This window comes from Tengunoibacter tsumagoiensis (assembly GCF_003967535.1).
GTDB classification, from domain to species: Bacteria; Chloroflexota; Ktedonobacteria; order Ktedonobacterales; family Ktedonobacteraceae; genus Tengunoibacter; species Tengunoibacter tsumagoiensis.
The window spans coordinates 2,842,639-2,859,082 of sequence record NZ_BIFR01000001.1; the positions used below are offsets into that span (position 1 = coordinate 2,842,639).

The following is a 16,444-nucleotide window of genomic DNA, read 5'->3' on the forward strand; positions in this document are numbered from 1 at the left end:
CGCATGGAAATCATTAAACACTCGTGGACTGGAATCAAGGGTTTGTATTTTCTCCTTTGGGACTCCCATCTTCAGAAAAAGAAGCGAAATCTCTTATGCAGTGTTAAATGTTACTCTGGAGGTTAGGTCTTCAGGCAATGTAATGGAGAAATTGTTCATGGATGCAAGCATGTTTGAGGAAAAGGAAGTAGCCTATTTAGAGCAGAGTTTTACTCAGCATGGAATTTCTAGCTTTGGCCGAGCGGATGTGGCAAATGCTTCGCCGCTGTATTCCTGGCTGGCTCAGCAGGCAGCACTTGATCAGGAGATTTTGCGCCTTGTTTTGCACGCGAATACCAGACCGCAGCGCCCACATATGCTTTTCGCGGCAGTCCAGTATTTGTTGTTTAGTGGCATCCAGGATGAGTTACTTGAGTTTTACCCCAACTTGACGACAAATGCCAGGCCACGTGAGGAGGCATATCCATATTTTAGAGCTTTTTGTTTGAGACACGCCAATGAGATTATTCGTCTTGTTACCACCTATGGTGTGCAAAATAATGAAGTGGGGCGTTGTGCCGATTTGTTACTGGCTTTTGATCGCGTGGCCAGGCTTGGAGGCGGCAATCCACTAGCGATGATCGAACTAGGGCCGAGTGCAGGATTGAATATGTTATGGGATCGCTATGGCTATGATTATGGGGAGCGAGGCTATATTGGGGATCGTGAGTCCCCTGTTCAGTTGTATTGCGAACCAAGGAGTGATATTTTCCCGCCTCTACCGAAGACCATCCCTGTTGTGAGTTGGCGGATGGGAATTGATCTGAATCCAATTGATGTCCATGATGAACGGGCTGTCCGTTGGCTACGAGCCTTGATCTGGCCTGAGCACCGAGATCGCGCACAACGTATTGAGGCCGCTATTACAATGGCACGACAACACCCACTATCCATTGTCACTGGTGATGCAGTTGATCGACTTCCTGAGGTGCTAGCGCAAGTCCCTGATGAGACGACAGTATGCATTTATCATAGTTATGCAATGAATCAGACACCGCTGCCTGTTCGCATGCGTATTTTTGAGCAGATTGCTGATTTTGCGCAGACGCGAGTACTGTTTCGTGTCTCTGAAGAATGGTACGCAGGGATGTCTCAAGCTGAACTTGAACTCTTTTGGTATTGCGGGAGTGAGATACGACGTGAGAAGTTAGCTGAATGTGAGAGTCATGGTCGTTGGATAAAATTTACTCACTCCTCTTAACAAGAATCTGAATCATAAAGAATTATCATGAAAGGGCCAGAAAGCCTCGCCCATTTTATGGCGAGGATGAATGGTTCATCTTGTTGTTGATCTACCAGCTGGCTCATCGTCTTAAGAGACGCGCTTATACGGGAAAGGTAAACTGGGCGGCGGCGGCCACCAGTGGTGAACTATCAAGCTGATAGTGTTGCAGGCGTTGGATGTGCTCATCGCTCCATCCTCTGGCCTGTTGGGTTTGCGCAATCAAGGCGCTCAGGGCGATGCGACGCAGACGCTCGTCGGCCTGGGTCGCTAGCGCGTTTTCCAGTTCTGCTAGATCGGCGTCGGGCCGTCGAGAGATTGGCCAGATCAGATTTAGGACAGTGCTAAGAGCATCAGCATGGAGCTGCGGTCCCATCTGAATGATCTCCTGGATGACCTCTGACCAGGGAAGTCCCCAGAACAGGATTTGCAGGCGCCAGGATAAGGTCAATGGGTCCTCAGCCAGTACGGCATGAATGCTGCGCGTCGTTGGCAACAGGTACTTGCGATTCGTGGAGAGATTGTGGACAAAAGCGTTAAGCATACTCTGCAATGTCTGGCGATTGGCGAGCAGATGGCGTACCGTATCGCCGACCAATGATGCATCATTCCCGGTGTAGATGGCAAACGCTGCCTGTGCTGCGGTGCTGCGTTCATCCGGAAGATGCGATTGCATCAATTGGAGCAGACATGCATATAAGGTGTGATCAGGATCGCGGAATGGGTAGAAGGCACAGCGGTTCAGCGTCGCGATACGTACCTCTGGATCAGGATGAGTGAGCAGGATCGTGAAGAGGTTGGTAAGTCTTTGTTGTGCCTTGAGCGAGAGGCCATCGATCGGAATGTTGACCACGCCGAGTGCCGGTCCGCTTTCGGGCAATGAAGCAGCCTTTGTCAGCACATCCCAGGTCTCGTCGCGCTCAAGATAGGGCCAGAGCGATCGAAGCAGAGCCACCCGGACATCACGGTGCAGATCGCGCTGCGTCAGATGGAGAAGTTCCTGGTAGGATTCTTCGGTGGCGAGATCGCCAATCAGCCGCACTACTTCTTTGGCAACAGTAACCTGTCGGAGCGGCATAGTACGCAAAATACTTAAGGCTTCGTGTGGGGGCATAGCGAGGAGAATGCGGCGCAGGGCATAGATGGCCACGCGGGCCCGGTCATCATTCATTGCCTCGAGCAAGGTCGGCACTCCCTGTCCCTCATCCATCCAACTCAGGGCACGCAGAGTCGTGTCGCGCACGGGCTGACGTGTATCATTGGCGAACTGGATAACAGACTGTGGATGAATGGTGGGCATGGCAATCAACCGCTGAATCACGTTTTGCAAAACGGTTGTTGGTTGCGCATTGTCATGGGTTAGTGCGAGCAACGTCCGGGCAAAAATTTCCTGCTGTTCGGGGGTCCAGCGGTAAAAGCCATCGTAAAAGTTTAGCACAATGTGCACCTGCCCGCTCGTGAATTTCCCCGTAAATGTGCGTTGCCCCAGATAGGGGGTCAGCAGATCCTGTCGTTTGCGATGCAGGCATTCGGCGATTGCCGGGATTACGATATAGCTCTCATCACGCTCCAGTAAGCCAGGAACGAGCGCGAGTAGCCGGTTATACTGGTATTGCTGCAAGAGACGGGCAGCAGAGCTAGCGACATACTGACTGCGGGTTTGCTCGAGTAAGGTAGTCAGAACTTCTGCCAGTTCATTGAAGACGCGTAGGCGGCATCCAAAGATGGAGCCAAGGGCCAGTAGCTGATAGGCATTTTCACGCGCCTGCCAGGCGTGCAAGAGTGGCTGCAATGCGGATGCGATGTAGGGAATCTCTCTGTCTGAGAGGACGCGGTCCAGATAAAATGTATGGACCAGGTTGCGCTCGCGATAGATGAGAGCTAACTGTTCCGCGCACCAGACGGGATACAATGGTAGGAGAAAAATGACGAGCTTCCCAATTGCCTGAGCTGTTTCATCCGATAGATCGGCGGCATCCAGGGCATCACGGATAATCTGTGCCAGTGAAGGGAGATGCTCCTCATGCCAGCAACTAGAGGGGAGTGCGGCCAGTGCCAGCATCATCTCGCGCCTGACCGGGTCCTGCTCGTTGCGGCGCTGGAGCACAAGCTGTAGGGCAGCAGGAAGAGCCGCTTTCTGGTAGCGTGTTGCCTCGATCAGTGCCTGAAGCGCCACCGAGCGCATCTCGGCCTCTTTGGAGCGTAGGGCGCTCTCTACCACCATGCGTGCCTCCTCCCAGGGCAATAGACCAGCATAGCGCAGTCGAACCAGCGGACGTGTTGCCAGTATTGGAAGGTCCAGATGGCGGCGCGCCTCCAGCCTCCTCAACTCGCCAGGTAGAGCTGCCACCCATGTGAGATGAAGTATCCCTTCTTCATTGCGCCAGCCACGTCTAAAGGCGTTATAGAGAGCTAGCCGCTGCTCTGGATTGAAGCGTTTGAATTTATAGGAGTGAATAGAGATCAGACCACGCTCCTCCAGTGCCAGCAGAGCGTCTGTATTGAGCTTATGGGCTACTTTGTTGAAAGAGTTTGTGCGAACCTGCTCATTGGATGCCAGAACCAGTTCTGCCATCTCCTGGGGACGTTTCAGAATCAATGGTGTAAAGGCCAGATGCGCAAGTGGTGTATGCTTGAGAGTGGTCCGTACCAGCTCCAGCGCCAGATCCGGATCGACGCTGACGAGCGTGGGGAGTACAGTATTGAGCACCTGAACAAAGGGAAGGTCTCTGTCTGTCTTCATGGCACTTTGTTGCTGGAGATAGGCAAAAGCCAGCTGGGGATGGTAGCGTACCAGACGATGCCAGTGTGTCGAATGAAAGCGCTCTAGCATCTGGCTCAAGTGGCGTTGCACCACCTCTGGTGAGGCCAGAGGTAAAAAGCGCCGTAAGTGAATATCCTGGCGTGCTGCCAGTGCCTCCACATATGAATCCACGGGTGCCTGACGGCGGAGCGTTTTGAGACGCGAGATCACCGTTACCTTGAGATCCAGGCCAATCTGCTCCAGTAGATCTAGAACCTGTCCATCACTGCAGAGCAAAGGAACGATATTCACTGCCAGTGCGCGCACGCTGCGGGAGCGATCGAGCAGAGCCAGTGCTGCGCCTTCTGAGTTGCGACTCCCATGGCAGGACTGTACCGCCAGTGTGCGCTGATAAACATCACCCTCTGCCAGCGCCACGATCGTCTGCCGCACACTCTCATCACTGACCGCCAGTCGTCCAACCTCAACCATATGGCGCATGCGATCAGCATAGGTCATCTGTGCGCATTCCTGCAACAACTGCTCAAGTGTCATCTTTACTCAGCTCCGTTCCATTGCTTCTCAGCATGCATAGATAGACAGTATTGCTAATTATCTGTATGGTAGTAGAAGTCAATTGAGAAGTCAACTGCATCTTCCTTGCAAAAGCGGTATGCTCTCTCTTTTGAATTGCCTGGCAATATGCTGGCGCGGAGACATTTATTGAACAGACGCTTGCCGCTCATGAGCCATGGTGCAAAAGCTGCGTTCGGATAGGTTGTAATGAGGGGTGGGTGCTCCGTAAAATAAACTGTGTCGCAAATCCAACGGTTGCAAGATAGAGTGCCTGCATAGGGATTGCTCCACTCCAGACCTGCTCATGGAAGCTGATAAAATCGTGCAAGACGATCTCAATGTGCTCGGCCTCATCAAGCTGCTGTTCCTGAGATAGAGTGACATCTACCGCGAGAAATGACCAGACAGTATTATCCTGGTTGGATGGATTGGCATAACTCTGCCCAATCGAAAAAAATGTCCCTCCACTATATCCGGTTTCTTCAAGCAACTCACGTTTGATCGCAGCCGATACATCTTCATCTGTTGTTTCAACACCACCTCCTGGCAAACCCAGAAGGATCTGTCTGACACCATGGCGATATTCTCGGACGAGGATCACCTGTCCCTCTGGAGTCAATGCCAGAACGTTGACCCACGTGGAGCACTCGATCACATGGTAGGGCTCAATGATAGATCCCTGAGGCGTCCGACAACGGTCAGATCGCACTTTGAGCCAGCGGTCCTCGTAACTTATGGTGCTCTCAAGGACTTCCCAGGGAGCCAGTTTCTTTTTGATCATTCTTCTTAATCCATCCTTTGTCTTCCCGAGACCACAAGAATATGCCACACATACTTGAGATGCCTGGAATTAGATGACCTGAGCGCGTCCCAGCCCCATGGAGGTCTTGTATCCAATGCCAGTGTAAAAGGCGAGCTGAGAGAGCACCCAGATTTGTTGTGGAAGCGAGAGTAGAGAGCCTCCATTCTCGTTTTGGCTTTCCTTATCGCGGTCGTTCGCAACACGTAATGAACGTGTATCTCGTACGCGATAGGTGCAGCGCCCAAGAAAGCCAGGCTGCTCCTGTCTGGTCAGGTGGATATGATGTGGATGCAGGTCGTAATCAGTGATGATGATCCCATCTCGAAGGGTGTACTCCTCGATAGTTTGCCGCTCAATGTGACCCACAAGCTCTGGTGGTGCGATATCCTCCCAACGTTTCGCCAGATTTGGGAAGACATAGTGTGGTAATGGGAGTACAGCATAATGTGGGCCGTATCCTTGAGCATTATTGTATCGATTAAACGTCGTCAGGGATGTGAAATTCAGTGTTATGTGTTTGAGTGTTTGATGGCTCATCTGCTGTGCCTGTTCGATGAGTGTTGTCAACGAGGTAATGCCACACTGACCCGAGGGATGAGAAGGAGTGAGGATCACCTCTTCAAGCGTAAAACGCTGCTTCCCAAGTTGTAAAAAGTGCTGAGTGGTCTCGTGCTGATTGGGATAATAGCGAATGAGTGCCTCATGCAACAATGGAAATAACTCACCGAGTAAAAGCGTAATGCGAAGCACATAGGTTTTTTGTGGATCCAGGGGAAGGTGTACATTCTCGCGCTCGGCATACAGCATGCGTTGTTCAGGCCAATCAAATTGCAGGCTTGAACAGGTAAAGAGACGGCGTTTATTCCCATCATGCAGCCAGGCCGAAACATCAGGCATGACCTGACCGAGCCAGCGCAGGAAGGCGCCATGGGCAAACTCTCCCGAAAAAGCCATCAGTGTCCCCGCCTGCACCGGGCGTATACGTAACAACAAGGCATAGAGCCGTGTTGGAGCCGCTATCCTTTCTCGACTCACCATCTGGAGCGTTGTCTCCTTCTGCTTTACAAACCCGAATGGGTGCTGTTCATTGTGCAGCCTTTTTCCTTTGTAAGATACCATAGAACATAGCTTGCGACAAGCCATGCTCGATCGAGTATAAGGGCAAGTAAGCGTTGCGGAGTGACCTCAGCAGAAGTCAGAGGGGGGAATAAGGTAGAGACTTCTCGGCTGATGTTTCCGGTTTTGCGAAGCGTCATGGTACAGGTCAATTCAGCCACTTGCTCAACCAGCGGCCAGTCTTTGAGGTAGGCATTCATTCAGCAATAATTCACGAGCCCTGTTTGCAGGGCAGATCGGGTGTAAGGTATCCTGGGGGGGAGGACTGGCAACAGTCCCTTGCTCTCAGGATACCTTACCCCGCAGAGCGTTCCAACTCGAAAAAAGGGGTAAAAACATGTTAGGAAGGCTTGTATGAGTACATTGTACCTGATGTGTGGCGCTCCATTCTCTGGAAAGACCACTTTAGCCAAACATATTGCCGAACGTATGCGGGCTAACTATATCAGTCTGGATGATCTTATGAGGCAACGCGGACTTGATTTGACCTATCCACAACCAATAGAGGAATGGGAAAAAACGCATCAACAATGCATCCAGTTGCTTCATTCCCTCATGCAACAAGAGCAAAATATTGTTTTAGATGACACAAATTTTCTCAGATGGCTCCGAGACCGGTTTAGGAGTGTGGCGATTGAGCATCAGTATCCAGTCGTAACTGTCTATATTGACATACCTGTTGTGGAACTCGAACGGAGAAGACAACAGGCTCTTGCAACGCAGGAAAGGAATTACTTAGTCGATGAAAACTTTTATCCAGTGATTGAGCAGTTCGAGATTCCTGATCACACTGAAAATACAATTATCTTTGACACAACCTCTTATCTCTTAGATTGGATGAACAAATATATTCCTTCACCTGGATGAAACCATGGGCCCCTTGAAGCGCCTTACTCCTCTCTTCCGCGTATTGATAGGTCATCAGTCTTTTCTTCCTCTGTGGTTCTCTTCACACAGAATGATAGCGCATGATGCGTCTGGTGGCAGTCGTCAAATTCTACCTCAAGGAGAAGATTACAAAGGGGAAAAGTCTGTGTTGGGGAAGACAATGGGGAGAAATCGGTTAACCAGGACCACATACAGAAATTGAATACTGAGGTGGAAAGACATGGACGCTTATCTCGAATGATTTAATAGTTCTGTAAAGCAATATTTGGCAGGAAAGCTATAAAAAATGATGAAACAGGTTCAAATTTATTGAGATCTCCTGGTATACTTGGCTCATGAGATGTTTGTCTTCCTAAACGGGAGGGCCTTTGCAAAAATAAGGGAGATTCTGTGTGAGTAACATTGCCATTTACGGTTTTGGACGTATTGGGCGGTCCATGCTTAAGTCAGCTTTGAAGCGGAATCTGTTCACGCCTGTTGCGATTGCCGATATTCGAGACCTTGAGACCACAGCAGCCGTCTTTCAAGTTGATAGCAACTATGGCCGCTGGCACGAAGATGTCAGCACTAAAGAACATAGTTTTCTGATTGGTGGGCGTGATATCCCTTATATCGATTCTGCCAGAGAAGTGCCCGATTGGGGAGCAATGGGTATTGACCTGGTCGTTGACTGTACTGGTCGCGCCACCACGCGCGCGGGCGCACAGGTCCATCTTGACCATGGCGCGAAGCGGGTGCTCATCAGTGCCGCTAGCAAAACCTTTCAGGATTGCGATGCCGTTCTACTGCCTGGTATTAACATGGATAGTTTTGATCCGCAGGCTCATAAAATTGTGAGCATGGCAAGCTGCACCACCAATGCCCTTGCCGCGGTAGTGAAAGTGATGCTGGAGCAATTTGGCATCCAGTACGGATTATTCACAACGGTGCATGCGTACACCAATACCCAATCTTTAACTGACCAGCCTATGCGCGACCGGCGCGATTCGTGGGCGGCAGCCGAAAACATCATTCCCTCCTCCTCCGGTGCGGCGAAAGCCCTCAAGTTTATCTGGCCGGACCTGAAAATCACAGGCAAGGCCTATCGTGTCCCAGTCAAGACTGGCAGCATCGTCGAACTCAATCTCATCACCGAACGTCCGGTCACCGTCCAGGAAGTGAACGCTGCCTTTATCCAGGCTGCCAGCGAGGGACCACTGAAAGGGATTATGGACGTACTGAAAGAAGAATGGGCATCGGCGCGCATCGTTGGCGACCAGCATTCTTCGATTATTGATCTCCCTCTGACTCAGGTACAGGAGGGGCATTTTGTCTCGGTTGCAGCCTGGTACGATAATGAATGGGGATATGCTTCGCGTCTCGCCGAAACTGCGGCCAGACTTGGGAGCAGGGAGAAGTAGCAGGAAAAAAAGTGTTTTGTGATGGATAGAAAAAAGAGAGTATTATGAATCAGCCAACGTTATCTGGAATACCACCCTCAGCAGAAGGTGTCATCACCAGACGGAGTCCTTTTGCGGTGCTGGAGACGATTGATCGCTTGCAAAAGGCGATGGAGAGCCATCATCTGACCATTTTTGCCCATATTGATCATAGCGAAGGGGCCAGACGTGTCGGGCTTGAGATGCAGGAGGCTCATGTTCTTCTCTTTGGTAATCCCCGGTCTGGTACACCACTTATGGTCGCATCACCGTTGCTGGCTCTGGATTTGCCGCTCAAAGTGCTTATCTGGCAGCAGGACAAGCATGTCTGGGTCAGCTCGATTGACCCAACTTACTTGCAAAAGCGGTATGCCCTCTCTCCTGAATTGATTGGCAATATTGCTGGCTCGGAGACCCTTATTGAACAGACGCTTGCAGCTCATGAGCCATGAATGCAGGAGTATACCAGTCCAGATAATTGTTGAGGACAACAAGATCTGTTTATAGCGCAGGCGTTTGTGCAGTCGGGGACTTCCCGTACTGCCTCCAGGGTTTAAAAAGAGGTTCATTCATTGAATCGTGAGACGTAGCTGGAATTTTTAGCTTTGGCGTCTTCCGTCTCTGCAATCATTTTTAGGCCCTGGCTAATGTGTAGCGATGGATATTTCAATCAAAGAAACGTTAGAATATCAGGAAGAGATTGAACGATCTGACCTTTCCAGGCATCGACATCTTTGCGTTGTGTATCGTATTGGGAAGAGCAAAAGAAGTGACGCAGAAAGCACGACACGAGTAGGAGGAGGCCTCTATGATCGTTGGGACTCATACGCTACGGCTATCCGTTCGAAGTGTTCAGCCGCCTCATCCAATGTCGGGATCGTAAGCACGTTGTTTTCTGCGAAATCGTGTGCCTGTGGATACCCACTTGCCAGGATCTCTTGCGCTGCTGCCTGCCCATTGTACGCGGTGTATCGGAACTCGTATCCCTCAGAACTTAGTAGAAGCCAGTATGCGCCTGGCTGAGCAGCATAGGGCATGCCCACACTTCCAGCATTGATGATCCGTGTCTTGCCGACTGATCGCTCAAACTGGATATGAGTATGTCCACAAACAACGATCTGCGGCTCATCAGAAGAGAAGATGATACGAAGCCGTTCTTCAGGTGTGATGGGGGTAAAGAGTTCCTCGTCATTGCGCACTGTGGCATGGCAGAACACAACGCGTCCCAATCCCTCAACCTGAACTACAAATTGCTCTGAGAGTGTGGCCAGAAAGTCTCTCTGGGAGCGCGTGAGCTGTCCAGCAATCCAACTCATCACCTCATAATCTGTCTCTGAGAGAGCAGGTGGGTAGAGCCGATTGATCGGCTGGCCGTCAAACATCATGACCACTTCGCGATCAGCATTTCCTCGAATGGCACGCATCTTCTCGCCCAACTGAGAGAGACGTTGTAGGGTTTGTCCGGGCATGGGACCAGAGACAATATCTCCACCCACCACGATGAGATCGGGTTGAACCTGTTCGAGCTCCTTCAGTAGCGCATCGAGTGCCGGGAGGTTGCCATGGATATCATAGAGTGCCGCAATTTTCATCGATCAGACTCCTTTTTTGCCGGTTCTTTTTTCAAAAGTCTTTTCCGAGTGTAGCAGAAAGCAAGCTGCATCTGAAGAGATTTTCTATGCTTGTAGCATAGATATTCCTGATACATGGGTGAAGCGTGTACGACGTCTGCTTTGCTATTCAGTTCTCTTCCGTATTTGATTGAGAGCGTATCCGAAAACCTTTTGTAAAAAGAGTTGAGTCCAGGCGAAAGAAAGAATGAGGCTGAGACGTATTTGAGTGCACTGGCACAAAAAAATCAGGCCCCGCGTTATTGCGGGGCCTGAGCGCACCTATTCAGCTGTTTACACTGCTGCAAAGTCTTCTGTCAGCCAGACCTTGTTGTGCTGACTATCCACAACGACATCGATCCCAACCATTGTGCAACTGGTGGAGAGGATGTTGCGGCGGTGGCCATCATTGGGAGGCTGCTCTCCAAACATCGATTGATTTAATCCGACTGCAGCTTTGGTGGGATCACCAGAGCCATAGCCAATGTTTTCGGCTGCCGAGAACCAGTTTACCCCCGCCTGCCGCTCACGGTCACCGAAGCTGGCCTCGCCGGGCAACTGGTGGGAGAGCTGATTGGCCGCTACCATGTTGATATTATGCTGGTGCGCGCTCTGTACCAACTGGTTACTCCATGTATAGGCTGGCAGTCCAGCACTGGCCCGCTCTTGATTGATTAAGGTAAATACAGCCTGAGCAGCAGGAATGGTATTTCCACCGCCAGCGGGAGGCTGTGGCGTGGGGGTAGGCACTATCACTGGTAGTGTCGGCTGGGGAATTATAGGAGCGTTCGGCGTTGGTGTCGGGACAGTATCTGGCCGTAGTGTGGCAGTAGCTTCTGGCTGGTTGGTTGTTGTACTCCCGGGCTGCGCGGATGTCGTGACGTTTCCGGCTCTCCGCGGGTTTGCTAAAGCGATTCCAGTTCCCTGCTGAGCTGTTGAAGAGGTTGAGCTCTCACATGCTGCTAATAGGGCCAGCAAAAACGTGGCACAAATCATCCATTGTACAGACTGCACTATCTTTGTCACGCCATCTATTCCTTCTTAAAAATGACAACCCCGTTCCAATTGGTGTCGTTGTACTGCTATTTGGTGCTATCTTTTCATATAAGAATACAGCAATAGCTGTCAATATATACTATATTGCGTCAAAATTGGTACTTTCTCATAAGAAAAATGGCGCTGAGCCACTTGCTAGGCGATTTACGATCCTTTCAATCTGTGCAACCTTGTTTATGAAGCAATGATATGTGCACTATCTCTTTGCATCTCAATCTAGCGATGCCCTGGAATGCTTTAAAAGGTTACCGAAGAGGTGATATCATGAAGACGACCTTGCAGATCTCAGTTTGTCTCTATCTATTGCAAAAGGTCTTCTTAAGAGAAAGGGAATATCCTTCTTTATGGCAACCAGCAAACGACTCCGTTTTGGCATCAAGACAGCTCCTCAGATGACAACCTATGACGACATGCTTCGCGTCTGGCGTGAGGCAGATGAGATATCTTCGATTGAACATGCCTGGCTCTTTGATCACTTCATGCCGATTGGCAATTATGATCCAACTGGCCCCTGTCTGGAGGGTTGGACACTGCTGTCGGCCTTTGCGGCCTTGACCAAACGTTTGCGCGTTGGGCTAATGGTGACTGGCAATACCTATCGTCACCCGGCAGTCCTGGCAAATATGGCGGCGACTATCGATGTCATCTCCAACGGTCGCCTCGACTTCGGCATTGGCGCGGGCTGGAATGAGCAGGAACATAACGCTTATGGCATTCCACTCTACGCGGCGGGCGAGCGCATCCGGCGTCTGGGCGAGGCCTGCGAGGTGTATCGTCTGATGATGACGGAGAGGGCTCCCAGCTTCGACGGCAAATACTACCAGTTGAAGGATGCCTACTGCGAACCCAAGCCGATCCAGAAGCCCTATCCACCCATCACGATTGGCGGTAGTGGCGAACAGCTTACCCTGCGTGTTGTTGCTCGCTATGCCGATATCTGGAATTTCGTCGGTGGCTCTCCCGACGAGCTGCGCCGCAAACGCGCCATCCTGGATGAGCATTGTGCCGTCGTTGGGCGCGATCCCGCCGCGATCGAGACCTCCGTGCAGCCTGTGGTCAACTACGACGATCTCGGCAGTACGCTTGAGGCTGCACGCGGCTATATCGAAGCCGGGGCTACCCATATCGTTCTCAACCTGCGCCCTCCTTATCCAGAAGGCATTGTGGCCAGGATAGATAAAGAGATTGTCCAGCCGCTCCTGGCAGCGTATCACTAGATATACATTTCTACGCTCCTAAAGGGCAGCGTATGAGCCTATCGGGCACCATGGTAGAGCATCTATCTATGCCGTGGTGCCACTATTGTTTTGCAGGTTACTACAAAAGTATCCATGATGGCACCATCCACTCAGGTCTCGGGTGAACCTTTGAGCATCCGTATGGATGTGATATAGTGTTATGAAACACAGAGGAGGAACTGCCCGTGATTCGCGGTCCCAATTAACCTCATGCCGTCTTACAATCAAAGCCTTCTGAGATCGATCAACTCAGAAAGCCAGTCCATGCTGGCAGGTCGTACACTGCCCGTGGCCCTCCAGGTCCGCTGAACTTTTTTGTTGTCGTTTTTTCTCAAAGTTCAGAGAGGACTCTTTTTTCATGTTTGTACGTTCTATCTTTGCGCGTCTGAGCCGTAGAAAGGTGTCAGCATATCCCCTCCTCTTATGCATGGGGCTGATTGACGAAGTGAGCGCTGGCATCCCTGTGGTTGCCCTTCCATTGTTGCGCGATCACCTCGGCTTGAGCTATGCCCAGATTGGCCTGCTCTTCACGGTTGCTGCACTCTCCAGCATGCTCCTGGAACCTTTAATGAATCTCTACAGCGATCGAGGTTCTAAAAAGCGCTGGATTCTTTGTGGCTTGCTGGTTCTGGCTACAACAGACATCATCATTGGCAATGCAACCATCTATCTCGTGCTACTTCTGGCTTTTATTCTCTCTGCCCCCGCAGGGAAAGCTGCGATCGGTCTTTCTCAAGCCACAGTGATTGATGCTGCTTTCGGCGAGGAGACGCGTACGATGACGCGCTGGACATTGCTCAGTGGAATTGGTGATAGTCTCTCGCCACTCCTGGTTGCTACCTTTGTCACGTTGCGTCTCGGCTGGACAGAGCTCTACTGGCTGATGGCGATAAGCTGGTTGAGTGTCGCCCTTCTCCTCGCGCCACTGCGTTTCCCAACACATGCAGGTCCAGCAGTCTTGCCTGAAAAGCAGGACAAAGCAAGCCCCTGGTCGAATTTGCGCGACGCATTACGTGACCCATTGTTAGTGCGCTGGGCTGCGCTTTCCCTGATTCCAACCATGCTAGACGAGGTTTTTCTAGGTTTTGTCGCGCTCTACTTGCGCGATATCGTGCATATCAGCGAGGCTGGGATTGCGTTGATTATGCTTCTGCAAATGCTCTCCTCGTTCGTCGGGCTTTTGCTGCTAGATCGTGTGTTGAAGCGCCGCAATCTGCGTCCGGTGCATCTCCTCACCTTGTTAGCCTTGACTACCTTGCTTGGGATGGTAGTGCTCCTGTTCGCACATACACTCTGGCTGACTATTCTTGCGTTGCTCGTGATTAGTGGGAGCTGTGCAGGCTGGTATCCCATCGCGAAGGCCGAAGCATACGCCTGCAGACCTGGCAGTTCCGGTCTTGTACGCACTGTCATCAGTCTGGGCGCTCCATTTGAAATGGCTCTTCCCGGCGCAATCGGCCTGATTTCTCTCAACTTTGGCGTGCTGGCTGGCCTGGGGGTTCTTGGACTGGCACCGCTTTTGATGCTTGCTCTCTTGCCCTATCGTCAGGAACGATAAAGCAAGGTCAAGTCGCTCAAACATTAATGGGAGTGGCACTCTCTGCGAACAGCGTGAGTCGCCTTAACCAGACACATGACTAAGCAATAGAAGCCTGGCGTGAGTGTCGCCTTGCTAGCCATTGCCGGGAAATCTATCTCGACAGTGTCTAGTGAACAAACGTCGAGCTTCCTCAGGCTAAGCAGGAGGGACATGTGTGCCTTCCTGCTGCTAGACCATTGCAGGATTCTCGAGAATGCCCAACGCATTGTGACTCTCTGTGGGATGGTCGAGAATGCGCATGCCGTTGCGTTTGGCAACATTGAGCGAGCGGATATTTTCGTGGTGGACAACGCTAGTGATACGGGTGAGCTTGAGCGTCTGAAATCCATGCTCGATGATGCGCTGACATGCCTCGTGGATAATGCCCTGGCCCCAGTAGGCTGGCGAAAGCCCATAAAAAAGTTCAATTTCGGGAAGGCTGTGAGTGGGATATTCCAGGAGATAAAATTGAAGACCTGCCCATCCGACAAGTATGTTGGTTTCTCTGAGCACGACTGCCCACATTCCAAAGCCTTGGAGTCCAAACTCACCTATCCGTTGCTCCAGTTTCTCCTGAGTCTCGGAGAGCGTGCGAGCGCGTTTCTCCCCGTTAGGTAAGCGGATAAATCCCTGGAAACGGTAGACATCTGGATGGCGGTCAATCTCCCACTTTATCTGCAGATCAGCAATGCTCATGGGACGTAGCAGCAAGCGGGATGTCTCAAAAACAGTCATGCGTGGTATTGCCTTCCTTCCTTCCTTCCTCATCATTTTTCCAGAGAGAAAGGTAAGAGAGGGTATGCCCTCTCTATACAAGTATCCGGCCTCTAGAATAGCATATACTGATCTGCATGTATACAAGATACTTCAACACTTTGAGAGAAGGTCAGGTGCAAGGAGGCTTCTCCTCTCCCATTCCAGCGTAACCAGCCAGTATATCCAGCAGAAAAATAAGAATGAGGCCAGCTATAAAAGAAGAGACCGAGAACAAAGGACATCAATCAAATGAGTGTGAGCATGCACTTGTTCTAAGAGCCGTGTGTTCCCCGACTGTTTGTACAACCCATCAAGCTCTAAGATGCGGCGCATTTCAGCTCTCAGAAGAAGTTGATGCATCATCGGAGTATACTCAACAAGGTTAAGGACAGTGTCCGGAGCACCCTCCCAGACAATTGCGTCAACCAGAATAATCGCCGTCGCGAACGCTGCTGGCCGCCAATAGAACGAAAAATCAATGATGGCAGGAGCCTGCCCATCTTGAAAAAGAATATTACCAGGCATATCTCCATGAATCAATTGATATGGTAGATCTATCGGCGTGAGATCTGCTCGTAGTTTGTTCAAAGCAGGGAGAAGGTGTTGATGAGCGTCGAAAGGGAGTTCTCCAAAGGCGACTTTATCTGCTAGCGCCCACGGATTCATTCTTGTCCCAATGAAGGAAGGGCAAGGAATGGGAGCCAATGCTTGATGAAAGGCCTGCGAAACGCTGACTTTTTCCTTCCATTTTCCTTTGACTTCATGCCCTTCAAGAAAGGTCGAGGCGCTCCATCCCTTGTAGACCCAGTCGCCGTTGTGTGCTTGAAGCTGGCGGGCGAGACGAAATCCAGTTTGTGGAAGAGTATTGATGACCTGTGCAATCCAGGCATGTTCGTCACTATTTTCGACGGGCTTTAAAATAAGAGAACCTGCTTTGAATGTGGTCCCACTTCCTCCGGGCAATAAAACAGGGGTGTCTTTCACACCAAAAGCTTCTAGAGCATCCTTATCAGGATGATTAGGTATTTGACTCATAATAAAATTATAATAGCAAGAGCCATTTCATGTCAAGTTTTCTACTGCACGGGGGCTCTTTCAAATAGCCTATCATTGTGATCCTCCTCATCCTGGTCATAAGATGTTGATAGTCTCTGGATGTGCAGTTTTGTTGATAATACGTTGCGGTTTTTTGGCATGGGAGATGGAGTGAGAGATAAAAGATGCTTCCAGAAAAGTATCACCTGCACCGCACGCAACAGCTTTCTGCGAAGGTGGATCTGCTCCTATTCACTCACTACCAATTGAGAGGAGCTATGATGATGGAATGCAGATTGTCACCAAACCAGCCTTCAAAGTGGCTAGCTATAGTATGAATCTGATACGTCCTTCCATGAGGAAAGA

General features: G+C 50.7%; 14 protein-coding genes. 6 read left to right on the forward strand and 8 right to left on the reverse strand.

Features of this window, described 5'->3' with window-relative positions:
• Positions 1 to 157 precede the first annotated feature (157 nt).
• Positions 158 to 1,240 carry a DUF2332 domain-containing protein gene (locus tag EL628_RS11180; protein WP_161975420.1) on the forward strand — a complete coding sequence of 361 codons (1,083 nt, stop codon included), beginning with the start codon at positions 158 to 160 and terminating at the stop codon, positions 1,238 to 1,240.
• Between the two features lie 124 nt (positions 1,241 to 1,364).
• Here the strand turns inward: EL628_RS11180 and EL628_RS11185 are convergent, their stop codons facing one another.
• The 4 genes from EL628_RS11185 to EL628_RS29800 all read right to left on the reverse strand — a co-directional run bounded on the left by EL628_RS11185 (position 1,365) and on the right by EL628_RS29800 (position 6,698).
• Complete coding sequence (locus EL628_RS11185) at positions 1,365 to 4,559, reverse strand: hypothetical protein (protein ID WP_126580027.1); 3,195 nt, start codon at positions 4,557 to 4,559, stop codon at positions 1,365 to 1,367.
• Between the two features lie 187 nt (positions 4,560 to 4,746).
• Positions 4,747 to 5,361 (reverse strand): NUDIX hydrolase, encoded by a 615-nt coding sequence (locus EL628_RS11190; RefSeq protein ID WP_126580028.1) that lies wholly within the window; start codon positions 5,359 to 5,361, stop codon positions 4,747 to 4,749.
• 69 nt (positions 5,362 to 5,430) lie between these two features.
• A complete protein-coding gene (gene cas6 / locus EL628_RS11195; RefSeq protein ID WP_161975421.1) occupies positions 5,431 to 6,420 on the reverse strand; it encodes a CRISPR system precrRNA processing endoribonuclease RAMP protein Cas6 in 990 nt (329 codons plus the stop codon).
• Positions 6,421 to 6,443: 23 nt separating this feature from the next.
• Positions 6,444 to 6,698 (reverse strand): hypothetical protein, encoded by a 255-nt coding sequence (locus EL628_RS29800; RefSeq protein WP_161975422.1) that lies wholly within the window; start codon positions 6,696 to 6,698, stop codon positions 6,444 to 6,446.
• Between the two features lie 154 nt (positions 6,699 to 6,852).
• Here EL628_RS29800 and EL628_RS11200 point away from each other — a divergent pair, with 154 nt between their 5' ends.
• The 3 genes from EL628_RS11200 (at position 6,853) to EL628_RS11210 (ending at position 9,256) form a co-directional block, all read left to right on the forward strand.
• Positions 6,853 to 7,365: a P-loop nucleotide/nucleoside kinase family protein gene (locus EL628_RS11200; protein ID WP_126580030.1), complete on the forward strand. Its 513-nt coding sequence runs from the start codon at positions 6,853 to 6,855 to the stop codon at positions 7,363 to 7,365.
• A 413-nt stretch (positions 7,366 to 7,778) separates the two neighbouring features.
• Positions 7,779 to 8,786 carry a type I glyceraldehyde-3-phosphate dehydrogenase gene (locus EL628_RS11205; protein ID WP_126580031.1) on the forward strand — a complete coding sequence of 336 codons (1,008 nt, stop codon included), beginning with the start codon at positions 7,779 to 7,781 and terminating at the stop codon, positions 8,784 to 8,786.
• Between the two features lie 44 nt (positions 8,787 to 8,830).
• Entirely contained in the window at positions 8,831 to 9,256 is a 426-nt protein-coding gene (locus EL628_RS11210) for a DUF302 domain-containing protein (RefSeq protein ID WP_126580032.1), read from the forward strand.
• 354 nt (positions 9,257 to 9,610) lie between these two features.
• Here EL628_RS11210 and EL628_RS11215 read toward each other — a convergent pair whose 3' ends face one another.
• Complete coding sequence (locus EL628_RS11215; protein WP_126580033.1) at positions 9,611 to 10,396, reverse strand: metallophosphoesterase family protein; 786 nt, start codon at positions 10,394 to 10,396, stop codon at positions 9,611 to 9,613.
• A 312-nt stretch (positions 10,397 to 10,708) separates the two neighbouring features.
• Positions 10,709 to 11,440, reverse strand: a complete 732-nt coding sequence (locus EL628_RS11220; protein WP_126580034.1) for a CAP domain-containing protein — start codon at positions 11,438 to 11,440, stop codon at positions 10,709 to 10,711.
• A 374-nt stretch (positions 11,441 to 11,814) separates the two neighbouring features.
• On the opposite strand from EL628_RS11220, the gene EL628_RS11225 reads away from it, so the two are divergent.
• Together EL628_RS11225 and EL628_RS11230 are read left to right on the forward strand one after the other, a co-directional pair.
• Positions 11,815 to 12,687, forward strand: coding sequence for an LLM class F420-dependent oxidoreductase (locus EL628_RS11225; protein WP_126580035.1), 873 nt, complete (start codon positions 11,815 to 11,817; stop codon positions 12,685 to 12,687).
• A gap of 379 nt (positions 12,688 to 13,066) precedes the next feature.
• Entirely contained in the window at positions 13,067 to 14,266 is a 1,200-nt protein-coding gene (locus tag EL628_RS11230) for an MFS transporter (protein WP_126580036.1), read from the forward strand.
• Between the two features lie 210 nt (positions 14,267 to 14,476).
• Here EL628_RS11230 and EL628_RS11235 read toward each other — a convergent pair whose 3' ends face one another.
• Complete coding sequence (locus EL628_RS11235; RefSeq protein ID WP_161975423.1) at positions 14,477 to 15,022, reverse strand: GNAT family N-acetyltransferase; 546 nt, start codon at positions 15,020 to 15,022, stop codon at positions 14,477 to 14,479.
• A gap of 231 nt (positions 15,023 to 15,253) precedes the next feature.
• Positions 15,254 to 16,027, reverse strand: coding sequence for a phosphotransferase (locus EL628_RS11240; RefSeq protein ID WP_161975424.1), 774 nt, complete (start codon positions 16,025 to 16,027; stop codon positions 15,254 to 15,256).
• Positions 16,028 to 16,444 lie beyond the last annotated feature (417 nt).